16 protein-coding genes are annotated in these 21,411 nt (G+C 41.2%); 7 read left to right on the forward strand and 9 right to left on the reverse strand.

Going from position 1 to position 21,411, the window contains the following annotated elements; genetic code table 11:
• Positions 1-72: 72 nt before the first annotated feature.
• On the reverse strand, positions 73-642 hold the full coding sequence (gene ahpC, locus SANK73390_RS01665; protein ID WP_261591339.1) for an alkyl hydroperoxide reductase subunit C: 570 nt from the start codon (positions 640-642) through the stop codon (positions 73-75).
• A gap of 264 nt (positions 643-906) precedes the next feature.
• Here ahpC and SANK73390_RS01670 point away from each other — a divergent pair, with 264 nt between their 5' ends.
• The 4 genes from SANK73390_RS01670 to SANK73390_RS01685 all read left to right on the forward strand — a co-directional run bounded on the left by SANK73390_RS01670 (position 907) and on the right by SANK73390_RS01685 (position 4,293).
• The gene (locus SANK73390_RS01670) at positions 907-1,332 is read left to right on the forward strand and encodes a DUF3429 domain-containing protein (protein WP_462762737.1); all 426 of its coding nucleotides are present in this window, start codon (positions 907-909) and stop codon (positions 1,330-1,332) included.
• Between the two features lie 65 nt (positions 1,333-1,397).
• Positions 1,398-2,213 (forward strand): GGDEF domain-containing protein, encoded by an 816-nt coding sequence (locus tag SANK73390_RS01675; protein WP_462762739.1) that lies wholly within the window; start codon positions 1,398-1,400, stop codon positions 2,211-2,213.
• Between the two features lie 164 nt (positions 2,214-2,377).
• Positions 2,378-3,187: a class I SAM-dependent methyltransferase gene (locus SANK73390_RS01680; protein WP_462762742.1), complete on the forward strand. Its 810-nt coding sequence runs from the start codon at positions 2,378-2,380 to the stop codon at positions 3,185-3,187.
• 248 nt (positions 3,188-3,435) lie between these two features.
• Positions 3,436-4,293, forward strand: a complete 858-nt coding sequence (locus SANK73390_RS01685; RefSeq protein ID WP_462762744.1) for an EamA family transporter — start codon at positions 3,436-3,438, stop codon at positions 4,291-4,293.
• Positions 4,294-4,344: 51 nt separating this feature from the next.
• Here the strand turns inward: SANK73390_RS01685 and SANK73390_RS01690 are convergent, their stop codons facing one another.
• The 3 genes from SANK73390_RS01690 to SANK73390_RS01700 are packed head-to-tail and all read right to left on the reverse strand — an operon-like array spanning position 4,345 to position 8,254.
• The gene (locus SANK73390_RS01690) at positions 4,345-5,301 is read right to left on the reverse strand and encodes a S41 family peptidase (protein WP_462762746.1); all 957 of its coding nucleotides are present in this window, start codon (positions 5,299-5,301) and stop codon (positions 4,345-4,347) included.
• Between the two features lie 51 nt (positions 5,302-5,352).
• Positions 5,353-5,757 (reverse strand): hypothetical protein, encoded by a 405-nt coding sequence (locus SANK73390_RS01695; protein WP_462762749.1) that lies wholly within the window; start codon positions 5,755-5,757, stop codon positions 5,353-5,355.
• Positions 5,758-5,761: 4 nt separating this feature from the next.
• Complete coding sequence (locus tag SANK73390_RS01700; protein WP_462762752.1) at positions 5,762-8,254, reverse strand: alpha/beta hydrolase family protein; 2,493 nt, start codon at positions 8,252-8,254, stop codon at positions 5,762-5,764.
• Between the two features lie 300 nt (positions 8,255-8,554).
• Here SANK73390_RS01700 and SANK73390_RS01705 point away from each other — a divergent pair, with 300 nt between their 5' ends.
• Positions 8,555-9,790 (forward strand): glycosyltransferase, encoded by a 1,236-nt coding sequence (locus tag SANK73390_RS01705; protein WP_462762754.1) that lies wholly within the window; start codon positions 8,555-8,557, stop codon positions 9,788-9,790.
• 123 nt (positions 9,791-9,913) lie between these two features.
• Positions 9,914-11,140 (forward strand): threonine/serine exporter family protein, encoded by a 1,227-nt coding sequence (locus SANK73390_RS01710; RefSeq protein ID WP_261625897.1) that lies wholly within the window; start codon positions 9,914-9,916, stop codon positions 11,138-11,140.
• 393 nt (positions 11,141-11,533) lie between these two features.
• Here SANK73390_RS01710 and SANK73390_RS01715 read toward each other — a convergent pair whose 3' ends face one another.
• From SANK73390_RS01715 to SANK73390_RS01735, 5 genes are all read right to left on the reverse strand, one after another.
• Complete coding sequence (locus SANK73390_RS01715) at positions 11,534-11,920, reverse strand: hypothetical protein (protein ID WP_462762756.1); 387 nt, start codon at positions 11,918-11,920, stop codon at positions 11,534-11,536.
• Complete coding sequence (locus SANK73390_RS01720; protein ID WP_462762758.1) at positions 11,913-14,753, reverse strand: reprolysin-like metallopeptidase; 2,841 nt, start codon at positions 14,751-14,753, stop codon at positions 11,913-11,915. Before SANK73390_RS01720 ends, SANK73390_RS01715 begins: the two co-directional genes overlap by 8 nt.
• Positions 14,754-14,917: 164 nt before the next feature.
• Complete coding sequence (locus tag SANK73390_RS01725; protein ID WP_462762761.1) at positions 14,918-16,411, reverse strand: trehalase family glycosidase; 1,494 nt, start codon at positions 16,409-16,411, stop codon at positions 14,918-14,920.
• A gap of 8 nt (positions 16,412-16,419) precedes the next feature.
• On the reverse strand, positions 16,420-17,682 hold the full coding sequence (locus tag SANK73390_RS01730; protein WP_462762763.1) for an MFS transporter: 1,263 nt from the start codon (positions 17,680-17,682) through the stop codon (positions 16,420-16,422).
• A gap of 108 nt (positions 17,683-17,790) precedes the next feature.
• Positions 17,791-18,798: a LacI family DNA-binding transcriptional regulator gene (locus SANK73390_RS01735; RefSeq protein ID WP_462762765.1), complete on the reverse strand. Its 1,008-nt coding sequence runs from the start codon at positions 18,796-18,798 to the stop codon at positions 17,791-17,793.
• 286 nt (positions 18,799-19,084) lie between these two features.
• On the opposite strand from SANK73390_RS01735, the gene SANK73390_RS01740 reads away from it, so the two are divergent.
• Positions 19,085-21,334: a TonB-dependent receptor gene (locus tag SANK73390_RS01740; protein ID WP_462762768.1), complete on the forward strand. Its 2,250-nt coding sequence runs from the start codon at positions 19,085-19,087 to the stop codon at positions 21,332-21,334.
• Positions 21,335-21,411 lie beyond the last annotated feature (77 nt).

Below are 21,411 nucleotides of genomic sequence, written 5' to 3' on the forward strand. Positions count from 1 at the left end.
TTGGTCATCCTCACAACAACAGTGATATAAAAAGGCAGCTGAGGGTGGCTTTTTGCCACCCCAAATGACGATTTAGATTTTGCCAACTAAATCTAATGAAGGTGCTAAAGTTTCTTCGCCCGGCTGCCAAGATGCAGGGCATACTTCACCGTCGTGGCTTGCAATGTACTGAGCGGCTTGCACTTTACGAAGTAGTTCTTTCGCACTGCGACCAATGCCTAAGTCATGTGTTTCTACTACTTTAATTTCACCTTCAGGATTGATAACAAATGTGCCGCGCAGTGCTAAGCCATCTTCTTCTATCATCACACCAAAGTTACGAGTAATACGTCCTGTTGGGTCTCCAATCATTGGAAATTGAATTTTCTTAATCGTCTCAGACGCATCGTGCCAAGCTTTGTGTGTGAAGTGTGTATCGGTTGATACTGAGTATACCTCTACTCCCATCTCTTGTAGCTGTGCGTAGTGATCTGCTACGTCACCTAGCTCAGTTGGACACACAAAGGTAAAATCAGCTGGGTAGAAAAATACAATCGACCATTTGCCTAGTAAGTCGTTTTCACTCACCTCAACAAAATCACCGTTATGGTAAGCTGTTGCATTGAAAGGTTGAATTTTTGTGTTTATCAATGAAGTAGTCATATCGTTTTCTCTCTTACTTAGTTTTATTGAATATTGAGTTTAAGCAGCGCCGTGCTGCTCGTTTTGCTTGACTACTAAGGTAATGAGAATGAGATGGAAAATAAAATAGATTGTTTGGATTGGTTTAATCAATTTTTACGATTGAACTGTGATTTTTGACTTATGAGTGATCTTTTGTCGTTTGTTTTTCATAGATATTATTATGATTGTTGTAGGCTGAGTTATACTCGCATTTACTATTATAAAAACAGGATTAAGAGCGCAATGCATCCATTTTTAAATCACATCCAATTAAGCTATTACGGCGTACTCCCTTTTTTGGCGTGTGTATTTTGGCCTTTGCTATTGGGGTCATCGGTTCAAGCTATCGAAGCATTCAGCTTATATAGCATGGGGATTTTAGCATTTATGGCAGGCACACTGTGGCGCGCTGGCGAGCAATCTTTCACACACGCTATTATGGCTGTTTTAGTTGTTGTTCCCTTTCCCTTGTTAGTTTTTGCCTCAGCAACAAGCACGCTTATTTATTTAGCCATTAGCTTCCCAATCGTATTATTATTCGAACGTGGTATGCCACCATGGCAGCAGTATCACAAGGATTATCATAAAATGCGGTATATTCTCACCTCTGTGGTGTTTGTTTGTCATTTATTCATGATTGCACAAAGTATTGAGCTGGCAAGAATATAAACAATGCAAAGTTTCTGCTATACCTTAACAAATATCCACAAAGCCTTAAGCTAATGAACCGGTCCATGATCCAAAAATTTGTTATTGCATTTATCTGGTCTATCGGTGGCTTGTTTTTGTTTTGGGCTATCACTCAAGGCAGTATTGGGCTTGATACCATAGAAGAAGTACTCTGGTTCTGTTTATCAGCAACCGTGGTTACGCTTGCGGCAGCCCAGCTGAACAGTAAACCGTTGATATATGGCTGGTCTTTCTACTGTTTAGGGTTACTTTTAGATGTATTTGATGGCTATATGGACTTTAACTTACTGCCGATTTTGTTGTTAGACACCTCCCTAAAAAGTGTCGGCTTTATACTGGTTTGTTATGGCATGCTACTGTTGCTGGCCTCAAAAAAAGCCACCATTGCAAAACTAAACCTTGAGATCGCCGCACGCCAACAACTAGAAGACAAGTTACGTTATGAAGCACACCACGACCCACTCACTAAACTTGGCAATCGCAAAGCGTGCTTTGATAAATTCACCCAACTGAGTGAGCAATATCAATGGCTTTATTACTTCGATTTGGATAACTTTAAACAAGCGAACGACGAATATGGCCATCACATTGGTGATAAGGTGCTCAAACTTTTCGCCCACGCTTTAACTTCGCAATTTAAAACAGACACAGTATTTCGTATTGGCGGTGATGAATTTGTTGCTTTTAGTAATGATAACCCTGAAATACTTACTCAATTGCGCACCGACATAACAAAACAAACCAAAGAATATCAAGTAAGTACAAGCATAGGTGAAACTAAAACTGACGCAAAACAAAAGCCCGATAAAATACTTAGCCAAGCAGATGCAAAAATGTATCGCGATAAATCAAGAAACTAAGCCGATTTAACTTGAACTTTGGATAAACGCAACAGCACCACTCTATTTGAATATTTTTGCGTTGAATTCACAAAGGCGCGTTGGTCTTTGAGGTGAGTATCATCAGCCCTTCTTGGCACAATAAATGATATACTCACTGTCGTTTTAATTTTTAATGTAATTCTATGATTTTAGATAAGCAGTGGCGAATATTAACCGTAGGCGATGGGGATTTAAGTTTTTCGTATGCGTTACACAATCTAATAACTGAAGGTCAAGTCACCGCAAGCACCTACGACAGCGAGCAAACTATTGAGGGTAAATATCAGCAGCATGCGCTTGAGCAAGTTAAAGCCGCAAACATCACTTACTTACCGAGTTTTGATGTAACAATGCTAGCTAGCTGGCAACGCTTAGCCGGTCAAAAGTTTGATTTAGTTGTTTTTCAGTTTCCTTTAATCCCTGCGTTTGGGGATCAACAAGCTTTTAATAACTCTACATCATCGGTTAACACATTAAATAGAGCGTTACTGCGCCAATTTATCGATAATGCATTTCGTTTTGCGTTGGACCCAAGCGGTCCTATGTTGTGCTACATAACATCTAAAGATGTAAAACCATATTGCGAATGGGATTTAGAAGGCTCATTAATGATAAATTCTAAAATGCAATATATAGGTCAGCATCCATTTAATATTAAGCAGTTCTCTGGCTATAAAATTCGCAATGTAGAGCGAGATAAACACGTTAAAGATACCAGCGGTATAACTTATGCGTTCACAGCCAAATCAAACCCATCACTAGAAAAGCAACTGATCATACCAAGCTATTTGGAAGATAATCATTGTAGCTTTTGTCGAGCGGGTCCATTTCATAGTCAAATTGACATGCAGGCGCACCTTGATTCAAAAAAACACCGAATGATGCAAAAGCACCAGCAGGCTTGGTATCAGTTTCTAGACGATTACCATAGTAAGAATTCATACAACTGCTAGGGGCTTATATGGACTCCCTGCAAATGTCAAAAAGAAAGAGTTAAAATAAATTAAATGAATAAGTTCCTTTTTTAAGAGAATATTAACTGCATAGGTAGCGATAAAATCGCAATATAGTTACTGTATGTAAATGAACCGAAATGACGAAGTGAAATCATAGGATAATGTATACAAAAACTTGCTGGTAAGGCTACTGACCTTTAAACTAGCCGCCTTTTGTACAACCAGCTTAAGTGAGAATAAATGGCATGAAGCTAGCTAATAGAGACTTTTTGTTTGCTGTACTGTGTTTGTTGATTGCAATGCTCACCATTCAATCAGGTGCTTCAATTGCTAAGCAACTATTTCCACATGTTGGCCCTGAAGGCACTACGGCTTATCGACTTGGCTTTTCTGCGCTCATTTTGTGCTTAGTATTTCAGCCATGGCGACACATTCCTGCAAATAAAACACCTATTTTAATTTATGGCTTATGCCTAGGTGGCATGAATATCACCTTTTACTATGCTATTGAACGTATTCCACTGGGTATTGGTGTAGCGTTAGAATTTACGGGACCATTAGCGGTGGCATTGTTTGCTTCAAAACGAAAACGTGATTATATTTGGGTCTTATTTGCACTGCTTGGCATCGTATTACTTTTGCCTGATATGAGTGCCAATGACGGACTAGACCCTATTGGGGTTGCATTAGCATTAATTGCAGGCGCATGCTGGGCTGGGTATATTTTATTTGGCAAGAAAACAGGCAATCAAGGTTCTGGAGGTGCAACGGTTGCACTGGGTATGAGTGTCGCAGCCATCGCAGTTGTGCCGCTGGGTGTTGCTTCTCAAGGCACTGCACTCCTAAACTGGGAGCTTATTCCGCTGGGTATAATGATTGGTGTTTTGTCCAGCGCATTGCCTTATAGTCTAGAAATGGTTGCGCTACGTAACATGCCCGCACAGGGCTTTAGCATTATGATGAGCCTAGAACCTGCAATTGCTGCTGTCGCAGGACTAATCATTTTAGGCGAACTGTTGAGCATATGGCAGTGGCTGGCTATCCTTATGGTGATCATTGCTTCTGTGGGTAGTTCTATATCAAGTGGGAAAGCAAGCCAATAACGTTAGCAAATTGCTGCGACACCAATATGCCACAGCAATGGATATAACTTGTTAATTAGCAAGTGCCCACGCCAGCGCTTGATCTTTTCCTATAACGATATCAGGCTTTACGCCTACTTGTTCCCAGTTTGTTTTAGTAACTGGGTTAACCGGACGCATCAAGGGTAATCGCAACACCAACCAATCGTTTACCTGACGTACGCCCGTTGCATGGGCTAGCCCTTGCGTTTTCACTCCAACTATCCGAGCACGATTTAAGTACTTTAATGTATAGGTAAAGAACTCTGCAGCACTTATCACCTTTTCACTCGTTAAAATTGTGATAGGTATGTCTAACAGCAAAGGTTCAGCTGTAACCGTGTAACTGTTTACACGATGAAGTAATTTGTCTTTATCATACATATCCCAAAGATGTGTTTTATCCTTTACAAAGTGGCTTATTAGATGGGCTACTAATTCCATAGAGCCACCTGTACATTCACGTAGGTCAATCACTAACTTAGAAGTATGACTCAAAAAATTAAGTGCATAGCTTGCTACTTGCTTTGCTCGTTCATCAGGGTGAAACTTATTAAATTTTAAGTACCCAATGTTACCGGGCAATACTGTAACTTGTTCAAAAGCAAAATTATTAATACGTTTTTCATCGTACTCTTGCAAAATGTGTGTAACCTTTTTGTCACTTCGCATTGGGGTTAAGCCCAAATGACCATCTTTACTTTTAATGCGCAAAAATTCACCGACTTTCTCAATAAACAGCTTTTTACTGTTTATATGGCTAAATTTCCCTTTTTTTTGCGCCTCTAAAAGTGCGAGTGCCACACGCTCTCCTACCTCAGGTAGTACATAACTTTGACTAATAAAGCCCGCGATTTTTTCAATAGCAGCTGAGCGCTCTTCACTGACAAGTTTATCAGCTGAAAAAGCCGTATCAGCATAGCTAAATGAGGCGATTATTAGACACACAATACACAGTATCATGCTTATAATTGATTGAGTTGTTCGCATTTGATTTCCTTTAATTTGTAATTAATTGAGTTAATTGAATTAAGATACAAATTAAAGTGATAATGAGTGAGCTGTTTGGCGGGTGAGTATATTGGTATCTCGCCATAAAGACACCTTAAGCTTACTCGGAGGGTGACAGAGACAATACCAAGGAAGCAGTTTAACAAACAATAATGACTTATAAGGCAAGTGCCTGATACACAACAGCGCAAATATAAAAACTAAAATAAACAAGGGTTTGCTTTGTAGTTCATGCAAAAATAACTGAGCATTACTGGCTAATCGTGGCTGAACCTGCTTTTTTTCATTATCAATCTGTGTGTGCACAACCTTTATTTGGACAACAACGTTGCCATCAAGTTGGTTTGTAGAGGTTAATAGCCAACCGCATAAAATCAGTGCTGAGGCAATTCCCAGCACTAAAACGAGTTTTGCGAATAACCTGCTCCACGCCACGTTGTTAATTCAAGCCTGTACTTGGCTGAACATTATTGAGTTCATCAGGGCTGCGTTGCTGCTCTGGAGTTTGCTCAATTAATTTCTGAGCAAACAAATAACGATCTAGCCATTGCTCTTGCTCCCATAAAACATGCAAAATACTTTCACGCGCTTTATAACCGTGCTCTTCATTGGGTAGCATTACCAAACGAGCTTGCTTACCTAAGCCTTTTAAGGCTGCATACATGCGCTCAGACTGCATAGGGAAAGTGCCCGAGTTTGGATCATTTTGACCATGTATCATCAGCATGGGTTCATTGATTTTATCAGCATGAAAAAATGGCGACATACTTGCGTAAACAGATTGAGCTTGCCAAAAGTCTCGCTCTTCACCTTGAAAGCCAAAGGGCGTTAGACTGCGATTGTAGGCACCACTTCGAGCAATGCCCGCAACAAACAAATCTGAGTGTGCCAATAAATTTGCCACCATAAACGCACCATACGAATGCCCAGCTATTGCAATTTTACTTTTATCTGCAACGCCTTTTTTAACGAGCACATCAACAGCGGCTTTGGCGCTTGCAACAAGTTGCTTCCTAAAACTATCATTGGGTAACGCACGCCCCTCGCCCACAATCGGCATTTTAGGGTCATCAAACACAGCAATACCTTTTGCCAAATAGGGCATGGGGCCCCAATATCCAAAATAAGAAAATTCATAAGGCGATTCTCGAACCTGAGAAGCAACGCTTTTATCTTTATATTCAAGTGGGTAAGCCCACATCAACACAGGAATTGGGCCTTGTGTTACATCGTAACCAGCGGGTAAATATAAGTTACCAGTTAACTCAACGCCGTCATCTCGCATATATTTGAGCTGCTCTTTTTTAACGCCCTCAAATTCAGGATAAGGATGAGTAAAGCGGGTTAGCTGAGTGACAGTATCAAAATTTAAATCACGAATAAAAAAGTTAGGTTGCTCAGTTTTCGATTCACGAATAGTGACAAAACGCATGCCTTCATCATCTAATAGCCCTTTTACTTGCTCATAATAAGGCGCTTGTGACTGCCAAATACGTGTTTGGCTATTTGTTTTAATATCGTAGCGGTCTAAAAACGGTCGACTCCCCTCACTTGATGCACCTTTACCGTGTAAAAACAAATAACGATCACCCACTAATTTGAGTACTTTGGAGCCCAAATCACTACGTGTATAAACAAACCTACCCGGATTTTTGTAGGCATCGTTATAACTTCGCTGTGAAAATACCACACGATTGTTATCTGCGGCGCGCGGAGTGATCACAGAGGTACGGACGCTGCGGTCACTAAATCGCCACTCGCTAAGCAAAGCAACTTCATCATTTGCCCATGCGATTGATGTAAAACGATTTTCAACTTTAGCAAACAGCTCAGGGGCTCTCTTAAAAGGCGCACTAATTGAATACAAATAATCATGATGTGCCACCTCATTTTTCATATCTCCATTATCTTGAGCATGTGCCCAAATAACCGTTGCGCCTGCGTCCGCTCGCCATTGAAACTCTCGCGGTCCGGTTCGCACACTATCAAAGCCTTGTGGGATATTATCAGCAAGAGGCTGCCTTGCCAGCTCATATAAAGCAAACCCCGTCATGCCCCACACCTGCCAAACACTGGCAAATCGCTCATATGGTACCTGATAAGAAAATGGCTGTGCAATCATGCCAACAATCAAACTAGTCGAATCTGGCGATACACTAAATGACTTAATTAAAGTAGGTTTACCAATTGCTTTTGCTGAGGTGTTGAGGGGTATTTTTGCCAACTGGCCTTGTGCAAAGAATTTAAATTCAGCTTCATCAAATGGGCTTTTCAATAAATTTTGATAGGTTCTGGCTGGCGCTTTTTCACCTGTACTTTGCTGGATGATAGGGACCATAGATTGACCTTTAGGCTGCAAAAACGGCTGTGTATGATTAACCGCAAAATTAACCACTATCGCTTTGCTATCTGGTAACCATTCATAAGGTACTTCTGTGACAACGCCATTAAGCGTTGATTGAGTTAGTTGCCTCGTTTTACGTGCTTTAATGTCATACACCCAAAGCGTTGCTCCATTATCTTGCTCTAAAATAAAACTTAAGAATTGACTGTTGGACGACCACTTTACAGCACGTAATACACCATTACTTGGAATGCCTTCTGGGCGCACAACAGACCCAGTATCAATATGTTTAAACTCTAACGACACATAAGTATATCGAGATTTACGCATAAATGTGTTTGGATTAAATTTGATACCTGCCAGTGCTTTCTCTGCGCGATTCAACTCACTTAAAGGCACCACTGTTTTACGCTCTAATAAAGCGAGCCATTTACCATCATGACTCAAAATACTTGTTGGAATAAGCTTAGCATCCACAAGCTTGGTCAGTGCCGGTGAGGGTATTTGATAACCAGCTGATTGCTCTGCATTACCAAGCATTGGCATTACCAAAAGAATAATGATTCCTAACAGCATAATGTGCTTCATTATTTTGTCGTCCTAACTGAATTTTAACCGAATTAATTAACGCTACATAGTATACTTAAATATCAAAAAATTCAGCTTCTTTGACTTTTTTAGCTAAAGTAAACACTTTTTCAGCTCGCTAGTTTACGTTAGAATAGAGCTTTGAACCGCTGCCTTGATAAATAACCCCTTCAAAGAAGCTAAAACAGATAAAGCAGGCTGTACTCTAGCAAATACCCAGTCTATTCAATGAGAACTTTTATTTTAAACAGTCTTAAGTACACAGGTAGGTGTATCTTAGTAAATTAGAGAATCATCATCGTGTGTAAAAAAATTTTAGTGATTGGTTTCGTTTGGCCTGAACCTAACTCTTCTGCCGCAGGTAGTCATATGATGTCACTGTTGCGATTTTTCAAAGGCCAGCAATGGAAAATAGAGTTTGCCAGCCCAGCTCAACCGACCGAGCATATGGTCAACTTGTCAGTGCACGGGATTACCAGCCAAAGTATTCAATTAAATTGCTCAAGCTTTGATGATTACATACAAACCTTGCAGCCTGATATTGTGATGTTCGACCGCTTTATGATGGAGGAGCAATTTGGTTGGCGCGTAGATAAATATGCACCTCATGCTTTGAAAATATTAGATACTGAAGACTTACAATGCTTGCGTAATGCACGTCATGAAGCCCATCGAGCTAAACGCGAGCTAAACCAAGCCGATTTACATTCCGATCTCGCTAAACGTGAAGTTGCCGCCATTTTGCGCTGTGATATCAGTCTTATTATTTCGAGCCATGAAATGGACTTGCTCACTAATACGTACAAAGTCGACCCTGCTCTGCTACATCATTTACCATTTATGGTTAACCTAGAGAAATTGCCAAATCACGTCCCTTGTTTTGAAAAACGCCAACATTTTATGACGATTGGTAACTTTCGCCATGCCCCAAACTGGGATGCTGTCTTATATTTACAAGAAATTTGGCCTTTGATACGCAAACAACTGCCTCATGCTCAATTGCATATTTACGGCTCATACCCACCACCAAAAGCAACAGCATTATCAAACCCAAAAACCGGCTTTTATATAAAAGGTTGGACTGAAGATGCACTGGAAGTCATGAAAAATGCCAGAGTATGCCTTGCACCGCTGCGATTTGGTGCTGGTATAAAAGGTAAGCTGCTTGAAGCAATGATCACTAAAACGCCCAGTGTAACAACGGATATAGGTGCAGAAGGCATGCATTTAAATTTACCATGGCCTGGCCACATTGCTAATGACGCACAAAGCTTTGCTGATGCAGCAATAGAGCTTTACCACAATCAGCAAACATATGCGCAAGCTCAATACGCAGCAGAAAAAGTCTTAAACACTGTTTATAATAAATCCATTCTTGAACAACGATTGCTACAAAAACTCGTAAATATTATCAATAACCTACACTCCCACAGACAAGATAATTTTATGGGTCAAATGCTCAAACACCACACTATGCGCAGCACACAATATATGGCGCAGTGGATTGCAGCAAAAAATGTCAATAAAAGTCGTTAAATAGCCTAGACTTTGCAATGAAAGCGATTAGAATGCGCAACAATTCCAATCGCTACATGTATCACCTACTGTCGTTTTGGTTAGTAGGTATATGGCCATTATTTAATTTTAGGTTTCACGCAGTTGAACACAGCCACTTTCACCCAAAAGCGCAAGTTTCTTGTTAAGCTTGGTAAGATGTTACATAAATATGGTACGCCCGCCTACCGGCTAGAGGCGCATCTCATGGAAGTAGCAACGCACTTAGACTTAAAATCGTCGTTCGTCATGTCGCCTACCTCAGTTACCTTTGTAATTTGGACTGAAGGACATGAAGAAGAATATACCCATGTAGCGCGTGTCGACCCGGGCGATCACGATTTAGGCTCGTTAGCAGATACCGATGATGTCGTTAATAAAGTGCTATTAGGCGAACTAACCATTGAGCAAGCTGACGCTGACTTAGATGTTATTAGTGAGCAAAAAGCGCCATACAGTAAACTCATGACAGGGTTTGCATTTGCCGTCTCCGGTGCTGCTTTTGCGATGCTAATGGGCACGAGCTGGAATGACGTATTGTGGTCTGGTTTACTGTCGATTTTGGTATTTATGTTTGTACTTTGGTCAGCACGCTCTAAACGAGTTACCCACATGCTAGAACCATTAGTAGCAATCGCTGCAGCCATTGGAGCATGTGCAGTCAGTAGTTATGTTGACCCAAGTATCAACATTCGATTGGTCATTTTATCCGCCATTATTGTATTTATTCCTGGCCTTGCTTTGGCATTGGCATTTGCTGAGCTTTCATCACGTCATTTGGTGTCTGGCACCGCGCGTGTAATGGACGCGCTAATGCTATTATTCAAGCTGTATTTTGGCGCTTTTTTAGGTATTAGTATTGGTTTTTCATTGTTTGGTATTACAGATTTCGTGCAACCTACGCCGCTACCAAAATGGACAGCTTGGTTGGCAATTTTGTTGTTATGTAACAGTCTAATCATAATTTTTAGAACCAAGCTAAAACATGCCAGTTGGTCTATCGCTTCAGGGTTTATAGCTTATGCTGCAAGCATTAGTGCCGCCATGTACTTTGACTATTCAATTGGTGCATTTGTGGGCGCTTTTGCAGTGGGTGTATTTAGTAATTTGTTCAATCGAATTGTTAATGCTCCAGCGTCTATTGTCGCTATGCAAGGCTTAATTGTACTAGTTCCAGGTTCTAAAACTTACATAGGTTTAAACTCTCTGATTGAAGGACAAAGCTTTGTTCATGCCGATCATATTGGTCAGCAGACCTTTTTAATTTTTATGTCTTTATTAGCGGGATTGATATTTGCTAACGTCGCTTTGCCACCTAAAAAAGCTCTTTAATTTTAAGGGAAACGGTATAATGCCTTTTCCACTATTTGTGCTCGTGCTTATAATTTAACTCTGTGTGGTTTGCGACTCAATTTGCAGATGAGTATCAACTAATGCGGGGCTGCCTCTGCCTTGACTAAACCACCAAATCACTATTTTAAAATACAAACAACCAGGTTAATGCTGGTTGTTTGATTGCCTAGGAACAGTTTAACTTTGAGGTATGAAATTTGTTGAGCTCAGAGAGTTGACGACTTATTCAGCATTATTGGCCAAACTCATAGAGTAACTATTCTATGAGGCCGCTCCGCAGCGGAGTAGCCACTGCGGAGCGGCCACTGCGGAGCAGCACCTACTTTGCTTAAACCATCAACTCAGTGCTGTAAAACAGTATTCCCTAGGGGCTTATGGTAAACACCTAGACTCCATACTCATATTGAACTTTGCAGCGAAGCCTTGAAGGTTCGCCATTTTTTCTCGCTCAGACTCATTACTTACAACGTCGTTTGACGCTGAGACTAACCAAGTTTGGCAACCTGATTTTAAAATCAAAGGACCTTTTGACATACCAATTTTAGGATAAAAATGACCTCGTCTATTAAGTGCTATCAACCCAAAGGTTTGAGCTTTCTCATGTGCCGCTATTACTTGCTCAACCGGATTGTCAATAAACCACTGCAAAGGCTGATTCGCATTTACTAACGGTGTCAATTTGCTATCTTGCTCATCTATCATCGTTTTACAGCTTGTTAAAGCAAGCACAAAAAACAGACTCATAAACAAACTATGCATACGAAATACCTCTTCCAACTCGCCTAATCAACAACAAAGATAGAGATAACATATATAGCCATAACCCAAACGAGCCACCACCGCTGGAACCACTGTCTAGGTCACTCGCTGGAGGTTGAGGTGTTGGTGGTGTTACTACCACAGGCTGAGCTTGAACATCAATTGTTACTGTTGCTTGTGCCATTTCACCACTAGCATCTGTCAGCGTATAAACTATCAATTCTTGACCACTAAAGCCATCGGCTGACTGATAACTGATCATATTACCCGAAATGCTCGCTGTCCCGGTGCCTTCATAAAGTAACTCACCCAAAGACAGGGTATCGCCATCAATATCGGTGTCGTTACTTAATACATCAAAGACTGTTGTGGCCCCTGATATTGCACTAACTGAATCATTATTTGCAAGTGGCGCATCATTGACAGGTGTGACCGTTATTTGTGCTGTAAAACTCGCACTTGCACCCAGTTGATCTGTGACTGTGACAGGCACTTGTAGCAATCCGTTATAGTTGTCATCTGGTCGCACTACATTAGCTTCTAAGCTGTAATTTTCGCCAGCTTCAACGGCCAAAGTAAACGTACTACTATCTACATCCACCACCTCAAATTGCGCAACACCCAAAGTAATACTTTCATCTTCATTAACCATCAAAGTTTGCTGTGCAATAACTTCAGGTGCATCATTAACGGCCGACACATTAACTTTTGCAGGGTAATTTGCCGTCGTAGTACCATCCGTTAGGCTAATATTCACGCTAAGCTCTCCAACAAAATTACTTGCTGGCGTAATAACATTACCAACAAACGTGTAATTACTACCAGAATTTACACTCAGGGTTAGTTGCGAGCCTGCTTGCTGATTTACCACAGAAAACAGTGATGGAAGTAAAGTTAAACTGCTATCTTCGGCAACTGTAATGGTTTGTTGAGCAGTCACAGATAAGGTAGTTGCTAGGTCAAACTCTGTTGAAAGTGCATAAAAAACACTCGACGCACACTTAACCATCACTCGTGCTTTATTGTTTGAACTGCCCAACAAAGAAACCTGTTGCTGACCATCATTAGGTGTATTGGCCAATAAAATTGATGTCTGTGAAGCATCGCTGTTAGTTTGCATAATATCAACATTACTACAAGAAACAGGCGCTTGATTGGTATTAGCAATATTCCACATTACTGTGATGGTATTGTTCCCACCTGCGGTAGTGCTTTCATCTGGCGAAGTTATAGCAAAAGGCCCTGCCGCCGCCACTGTTGTTACACTCGCGGTATCAAAACTTACTCCTCCTTTACCATCTCTAACAACAAGCCTAAAGGTCATCGTTCTATCTGTCGTTGGGTATCCATCTCCTTTGGTAACCTGTCCTGAAATCACATCGGCCAATAACGGAAAATACCGTGTTGCAGATGAACTTGGTAAGTAGGGCCTATACATTGGACCTTCACCATTATCTTTTAGATCAGTACTATTTGTGGTAGCAGCCCCCAAATCTAGCTGCTCCCAAGCATAAGAAAGTGTGTCGGTGCTATTTTCGTCAGTTGCGGAGCCTGTGAGCATAAAAGGTGTATTAATCGGTATGGTATGATCTGCCTTTGCATCAGCCACTGGTGCTTTATTACCTTGATCTTCAACCGTACCGCAGGTAGCTCCAGAACTTTGGCTAAGATGGGTATGTATTTCATCAATACTACGCGAGTGAAACATTGCAATTGAGTTATTTGCTAAGTTTTCATCACCGCAGATACCAGCATACGCCATGATAGTAATGCCACTGCCTGGTTCATAGGCTGACTCTGCCACTCGCGTAGTGCATGACGCATCAGAGCCGTTGTATGTATGGTTTGCACCAAATTGATGCCCCAACTCATGTGCAACATAGTCGACATCAAAAGCATCACCTTGTGGCGTTGTTATTCCTGTCATACCGAGTGCCTTTGCACCTTCGGCGCATATAACACCTAGCGCAGCAAGGCCAGCACCAGAGGTCGCCATCAAATGCCCGACATCATAGTTACTGGTACCGATCAAGGTATCAATTTGACTTTGCACTTGCGATAATGTGTCATCTAGGTTGCCGTTATCATAGGGGTCATTCTCAGTAAAAATTAAAATATCGTTGTTAGCAACCAACTCAAGTTTGACGGCTATATCTGTTTGATATATTTGGTTTACTCGATTAATAGTCGTAACAATACCGTTCAGCGCTTGGGTTTTACCCCCATAAAAAGAGGTATATTCATCGCTGGTGGTTACTGCCAACCTATAGGTGACTACTTCAACAGCTCCCCCATCACCAATGAGCGGCCCTCTACGATGACCATCCCCAAGAGGCATGTTACTTTGCGATACCGTCAGTACTTCATCGTGCCATGGTAAATCATTAGTCGTTTTTTGATAGAGCTTATAATACCCCTCGATAGGGTCTAAATATAAAGCATGGTTATGAACTTGATAAAAAGCGAAAAAACCATTTGGACCAATATCAAAGCGCCCAGTATTATGGCTGGCATCTACCTGATAGCCAGAAAAGCTGCGGATCATTGGATACTTCGCCTGTAACTGTGGCGCCATGATAGAGTCATGCCGTATCACATAATCAACAAATCCCCCTTTACCATCGGGCATGCTAATTCGCAAGTTTTGGCGCTCACTAGCAAGGGTCATAAAATCTGCTGTTACTTGTTTAATGTCAAGCTTGTATAACTGCAAATAGTCAGCTTGGTTTTGCAATTTAGCAGCAGCTTCTTGCCACTGCCAATTGTTGACATTATTCGCATAAGAATGAGTAGGGATAAAAAAGAGACACAAAAATAGCAGAAATCGATTCATAGTAAGCTCCAAAAAAAGACGCTAAAGCTGATTATAGACGGGCCTTTTAACTTTGCTCATTTTTAAAATAAACTAATGACACTATAAATGTGTGAACGAACAGCATAGCTGTAGAAGCTCATTTGTTTCGAAAAAAGCAGCAACTGCTATTCCTTACCATTTGCTTAACCAAATAAAGTGTGAAGTCGACTTGTTACCCCATTAGTCCAGCCAAAGCCTTGCTGTACTTGATATTCCCCACCCCCTGCTGTTTTGTTTGGTTCGCACACATTGTACTTCTCTAATAAGCACCCGCGTATCGCAAAGTCTTGCTCTAGCATAGTTAACCACCGATGGGCTATTTCTCGTGCCAAATCTAACTGACCATAATCACGCAAGCCACTAATTGCAAACCATTGTAAAGGTGCCCAGCCGTTGGGAGAGTCCCACTGCTGAGTTGTTTTGCTTAAACAACTCACTAAACCACCAGCGCGTAAAAATTCCTCCCGAAGCTTTTTGCCAATCAATTTTGCTTGCTGATCACTGGCAATTCCACTAAATAATGGCACACAGCCTGCCAAACTTAATACCGAAGAAAGTTGTCCTTTTGTTAAATCAAAATCGCAAAACCACTGCTGGTGTTCACTCCAGAGCCATTTAACAATCGCTAATTTACGCGCACTTGCACGCTTTGCAAATACTTGTGCCTGACTAATTTCATCAACCATAGTTAAGCAGTCGCTTAGCGTTTGCTCAAGCTCATAAAGCAATGCATTTAAATCAACAGGAATGCGGTTGGTCGTATTAATACTTAACAAGCGACTATCATCGTCAAGCCATCGAGCACTAAAATCCCAACCCGATTCACATGCAGCACGAATATTTCTAAAAAAATCTTCTCGCAAATTGGCTGGTAATTGCTGAGCATCGGCGATATCTTCAGCATAAGATTCCGGTCTAGGTTCTGCTTTATCGTCCCAGTAGCGATTAAGTTGCATACCATTGGCAAGCCTAACTACGCGCCCATGGGCAGGCACTTTTTCACTTAAAAACGCCTCACCTTGGTGCCAAAATGCATGCTCATGTTGCATTGCTCGCGTCATGCGTTTAAGCCACTTAATATCGGACTTTTTGTATGGCATCAACAAATTAACCATTAACGCGAGTACCGGAGGTTGAGAGCGACTTGTGTAATAAGAACGATTGCCATTTGGCACACAACCAAAACGATCAATTAAGCTCACAAAGTTATCAACCATGGCCTCTATTAAGGCTATATTGCCGTTATCCTCAAGACCTAAGGCTGTAAAGTAGCTATCCCAGTAATAAATTTCATTAAAACGCCCACCGGGCACCACATAATCATGCCCTAGCACCAATAGTGAGTTATTAGTCGCATTAAAGCCTGAGCGCTGTAACTTTGGCCACAATGCATTGATATATTCTTGCACTGTTTTTACGTTGCTCATTGCTTGCAATTCAGGCTGAGGAGCAAACAAAAAATGTTGCTTAACAAATTGCCTTAATAACTCATTAGTCATCGGTATTGTTGCTTGTTCGTATGCCTGCTGCGCATTGGCCCAACTCACTCTAGGTATGGCATCAGCAAAGGTTTTACTATCGTGATAAAGGCCACTTAGCTGTACATCCTTAAACAAGGTACAGTATTCAAATTTCATTTTAACCTCTAGACTCTATCCGTTGGCGCTGATGCGCTGCGTTGCTTGAATAAAAACACCGTAATAACGAGCAAACAAAGCGGTCCTAAAGCACTGTAAAATGCATGTTGGCCACTAAAATGTTGAAAAATATAACCCGTTAAAATAGACCCTGTAGTACCACCTAATGCGGAAAAGATAACAATCATCCCAGTCATTGACGCGTGTTGGTGCTTTGCCAAGCTAGTTAAAATAACTGAGTTCAATACAGGATAAATTGGTGCCATAAACAGGCCTAGCAATGGCATTAAGTAAGCAGCTAAAGGCGCATCAAAAATGGTATTTACTACTTGTTGCGGCACGTTTTGTGTTAACGGCAAGGTAAGTAAAATAAGTATACCCATCGTCAACAAGCAAATGTTCAATAACACATACCAATGGCAATACTTTAAAACCTGCCCAGCTAATAACCGGCCAATAGCTAAACTTGCTGCAAAAATACTTGTTAGCTGCACACTTACATCAACGGGTAAATGCAGGATTTGGTTATTAAAAGTGGGCAACCATGTGCCAACACCTTGCTCAATTAATACATATAAAAATGCAGATATAATAAAAACCAAAACCAGTGGCTGATAACTAAGTTTAAGCATGGCAGTAAATTCGCTTACAACACTGCTAGTTGATGGAACATGTTGTTTTTTGATAGGAGCCCATACAATAATGAGCAAGCACACCAAACTGAGTAACGCCAGAATGTAATAAACATTAAGCCACTCAATAGAAGTCGGCTCGCTCGTTATAAAAAAGCTAAATATCCAATAACCACTGAGCACACCAACCATAAACACCCCTTCAATGGTGTTTAATAAAGCCGAGTGCGACGAAGGCGAGTCAGTTAGTTGCCCAACAAGGGCATATACACTGATTTTTACCACCGCAAATGCACAGCCTACTATCGCAAATAACAATTTAAATGCGTAAAACTGCCCTAACTGCGGCGTAACTAAACATATACACAGCACTGCTGCTAATGCACCTAACAATGCCAGTTTATAACCAATACGTGGGATCATTGATGCGACGAAAAAAGACATAATAGCAATAGAGAGGTCTTTAAACCCCTCCAAACTTGCAGCTTGTGTTTTGGTAACAGCAAAACTGTTTATTGACTGTAAAATTACAGTTCCCACACTATTGAGCAAAACTGCAAATAAGAAGTAACAGGCCATCATAGCCAAAATAATACGCGCTCTCGATGCATTAGTTAGTGTATTAGTTGCATCCGTCATAAGCTGAACTCGTTAACTTGGAATACCTCTCAGTCTAGCCTTGCAATAATTATTTTGCAATCGTTTGCAATGCGATTTAATCAAATTTTAATTATTAAAATTTCACTATCAACTAGATTGGCGACAGCACAACTCAATCGCAATTTCTTGAGACTCAACTTCTTCTTTATTTAATTGGGCAAGCAGTTTATCAACCAACATTTTTGCAGCCAAGTGGGTGTTTTGTTTAATCGTAGTAAGTGAGGGATGACTTACATCTGCCATCGCAATATCATCAAAACCAACGAGGCGAACATCATTGGGCACACTAACATAACGCTCTTTAAGCGCTTTTAAAGCTCCTAGTGCGACCATATCACTGCATGCAAATATACCGTCAAAATTAAGCCCCTTATCCCGTAGCAACTGATTAATCGCGTTGTAAGCGGCGTGACTAGTAATATCTATTTTTATCGTTTGTGGCTTAGTAACTAGTCTTGAGTGGCCTATCGCAGTATTAAAACCCCGATAACGCTCGCCGATCTCTGCATGACCTGGGTCTCCTAAAAACAATAGCTTAGTTGCACCTTTAGCAATTAAATGTTCGGTTGCTTGTAAACCCCCAAGGTAATTATCACTGCCAACAATCGGGTACTCGCTGGGAGTTTTAGGATCGCCCCACACAACCAATGGTGCACCCAGCTTAGCAGCCAAATCAATTCGGCTTTGCTGCTTACCTTGACCCACGACTATCAAGCCATCAGCGCGTCGACCATCAATAAAATAACCATGCCAATCATCACCAGCCATGTAAGAATTAGAGAGTAAAAGCTCATATCCTTTTCGGTTAACTGCCTGATTTATATCACTAACAACTTTCAATAAAAATGGGTCATCAATAGACTGCTCTGTATTAGCCTCTAAATTAATCACTACCGCAATGACTTTAGTTTTTTGTAACCTTAAGCGACTGGCTGCTGTATTAAGGCTAAAATTGTGCGTCTTGGCGAGCTGCTGTATATGCTCTCTGGTTGCTTGTTTTATAACAGGGTTGTTATTAAGCGCACGGGATGCCGTTGAGGTTGATACCCCCGCAAGTTTTGCTAAGTCAGCTAATTTTAATTTTTTTTTCGCCACAGCGAACCCTTTATCTAATATATAAAATACAAAACCCTTGAGAAAATAGCACATTACAAAACCACTCACGCTATTTTATTGTCATTATACCCAAAAGTACCAAAACAGGGCATTGATAAAAAGTTGCATAAAAATCATTGCAAACGTTTGCAATGACCTCTATTTTATTTTCAGTGCCATCTGCAAACTCCCCACTGTTGGGTTACAAACATTGCGTAACGAGCGATGTTCTGGGAGTGGCGCAACTCAATAATATCAACCATATGACAACAAAAAGGGCTTAACCATGCGCAAACTCAAGCAATACTCGTTGCTCGCTTCAGCCATTGCTGCAATTTTGAGTAATCAAACGATAGCAAAAGACCATCAAAGCAAAAAACAAAAAGTCGAAACTATCGTCGTATCAGGTACCGCAGGCGATCGCGGGATAAGAAAAATTGATGCCGGCTTTGCTGTAACCAATATCGACGCAGTAAAAATCGATAAACTCGCACCAAAGAGCACTGCAGATTTATTAAAAGCAGTACCGGGAGTTTGGGTAGAAAGTTCAGGTGGTGAGTCGGGTGCAAACGTGTTTGTGCGTGGTTTTCCTGGTGGTGGAGATGCCCCCTTCTTGACCGTGAGCTTACAAGGTTCACCTGTTTACCCTGCCCCTACGCTGTCATTTTTAGAGAATTCGTCAATTTTTCGTTTAGACGAAACCATCAGCATGATGGAAGCATTACGAGGTGGTCCAAACCCTGTAGTATCAAATGGTCAACCCGGTTTAACGACCAACTTTCAGCTTAAACGTGGTACTGAAGATACAGAAGGTACATTCAAATACACCACCAGTGATTATGGACTACAACGTCTTGACTCTGTACTCAGTGGCGCACTAAACGACGATTTATATTACATGATTGGCGGCTACATCAAGCGCTCTTCAGGTATTCGCGATGCTGGCTTTACATCTGAACGTGGTCAACAATTTACCATCAACCTAACTAAAGAGTTAGACAATGGCGAAATAAATTTATATACCCGACAAACTGACGATACAGGTGCTTGGTATCTCCCCACCCCCCTTAATATTGACGGGGTTGACGCTGAATATACACAACTAGGTACACTTAACCGCCAAGCAACGATTTATGCCGGAGATAGTGGGGAGGCAATGCAAATTGACTTAGGACAAGGCAGAGGCTGGAAAGGTCATGTATCAGGTGGTAGCATCAAACTAGAGCTAAACAATGGTTGGCACTTTATAGACCGTTTTAATTTAACTCAAGGGGATGCAAATACCTATGGACTTGTGCCCGCGGGCTCAGCCATGTTGTTATCCGCCATTGCTGACGATAGCAACAATGCTAAAGGCGCGGTGACTGGCACAACGTATTCAGCCAACACACCAGTGCAAAGCATGGGTCGCTGGGTTGTATTAAAAGACATAGAGTCTTTTACAAATGATTTAGCGTTTAGCAAAGCATTTGGCCAGCTAGAAAGCGCATTTGGTATATTCAGCGCATCTACATCGGCCAAAGATTGGTGGAGCTTAGGCAACGCAGCCTATTACGTATTAGCACCAGGTGGTGAAATGCTTGATGGTATTGCATGTAACTCAAGCGTTGCAGGGTGCGCATGGAATTACGACATCAACAGTACGGGGGATGCAAAAACCCTCGCGTTTTATACGACTCAAAGTTACAAGGCAAGCAATACGTTAACGATAGATATAGGGCTGCGCTCTGAGCGCCACGAAGTAAATTATTCCGTTGATGAAGACTTAAATAGCACGATTGATAAAATCGTTGATTACAGCCAAAGAAAAACATCTTGGACTATCGGAGCAGATTACAAACTAGCTGATGACATGGGGGTGTTTGCCCGTATCAACAAAGGCTACAAAATGCCTTACTTTGATGACTTTAGAGATAACTATGAAACTTACCAATCTGGTGATCCACTACTTAAAGAAGTAACCCAAACAGAGCTTGGTTATAAGTACATGAGCGACAATACTGATTTTTTCGCCACCGTATTCAGTAATCAAGTAAAAGGCGATACCTTTGTTCGCCAACCCGGTGCGCCGGCAGAGATTTTAACCAATGAGGCCTTAGGTTTAGAGCTTGATTACAACTACAATCACGGTTCAGGCTTATCAGTAAACTTAAATGCCACTTTACAAGAGGCTGAAATTACACAAAGCCCAACCAATATCGGTAATGACAGTCAACGACAGCCTAGCTGGCAACTGCGTATTTCACCAAGCTATGACTTTGAGCTTGCTGGTATGTTTGCGACCGTTTACGGTACGTTTTCAGCAGTAGATGAACGTTACGGTAACAATGAAAATACCGTTGTACTTGAGGGTTATGAGAAACTGGATGTTGGCTTAATCATAGAGCCTGCTGAAGGGATAAAGCTGCAATTAGCAGCTGATAACTTAACCGGTGAACAAGGTATTACAGAGGGCGACCCTCGTAATGTAAATGCACCAAACGGGCGTTATATTATGCCCCGTAGTATTAAATTTAGTGTCAGTTACAGTTTTTAATTAATTAGGGTCTGTTTATCTTTGAGGTATGAATTTTGTTCAAATCAAAGGCTTTCATTACTCAAAATGAGCAACTG

It is taken from the genome of Pseudoalteromonas sp. SANK 73390 (assembly GCF_054966645.1).

What these genes read in the sequence shown, in the direction of transcription:
- ahpC (WP_261591339.1), bottom strand. Translation starts at nt 642, where the DNA reads ATGACTACTTCATTGATAAACACAAAAATTCAACCTTTCAATGCAACA.
- SANK73390_RS01670 (WP_462762737.1), top strand. Translation starts at nt 907, where the DNA reads ATGCATCCATTTTTAAATCACATCCAATTAAGCTATTACGGCGTACTC.
- SANK73390_RS01675 (WP_462762739.1), top strand. Translation starts at nt 1,398, where the DNA reads ATGATCCAAAAATTTGTTATTGCATTTATCTGGTCTATCGGTGGCTTG.
- SANK73390_RS01680 (WP_462762742.1), top strand. Translation starts at nt 2,378, where the DNA reads ATGATTTTAGATAAGCAGTGGCGAATATTAACCGTAGGCGATGGGGAT.
- SANK73390_RS01685 (WP_462762744.1), top strand. Translation starts at nt 3,436, where the DNA reads ATGAAGCTAGCTAATAGAGACTTTTTGTTTGCTGTACTGTGTTTGTTG.
- SANK73390_RS01690 (WP_462762746.1), bottom strand. Translation starts at nt 5,301, where the DNA reads ATGCGAACAACTCAATCAATTATAAGCATGATACTGTGTATTGTGTGT.
- SANK73390_RS01700 (WP_462762752.1), bottom strand. Translation starts at nt 8,254, where the DNA reads ATGAAGCACATTATGCTGTTAGGAATCATTATTCTTTTGGTAATGCCA.
- SANK73390_RS01715 (WP_462762756.1), bottom strand. Translation starts at nt 11,920, where the DNA reads ATGCATAGTTTGTTTATGAGTCTGTTTTTTGTGCTTGCTTTAACAAGC.
- SANK73390_RS01720 (WP_462762758.1), bottom strand. Translation starts at nt 14,753, where the DNA reads ATGAATCGATTTCTGCTATTTTTGTGTCTCTTTTTTATCCCTACTCAT.
- SANK73390_RS01725 (WP_462762761.1), bottom strand. Translation starts at nt 16,411, where the DNA reads ATGAAATTTGAATACTGTACCTTGTTTAAGGATGTACAGCTAAGTGGC.
- SANK73390_RS01730 (WP_462762763.1), bottom strand. Translation starts at nt 17,682, where the DNA reads ATGACGGATGCAACTAATACACTAACTAATGCATCGAGAGCGCGTATT.
- SANK73390_RS01740 (WP_462762768.1), top strand. Translation starts at nt 19,085, where the DNA reads ATGCGCAAACTCAAGCAATACTCGTTGCTCGCTTCAGCCATTGCTGCA.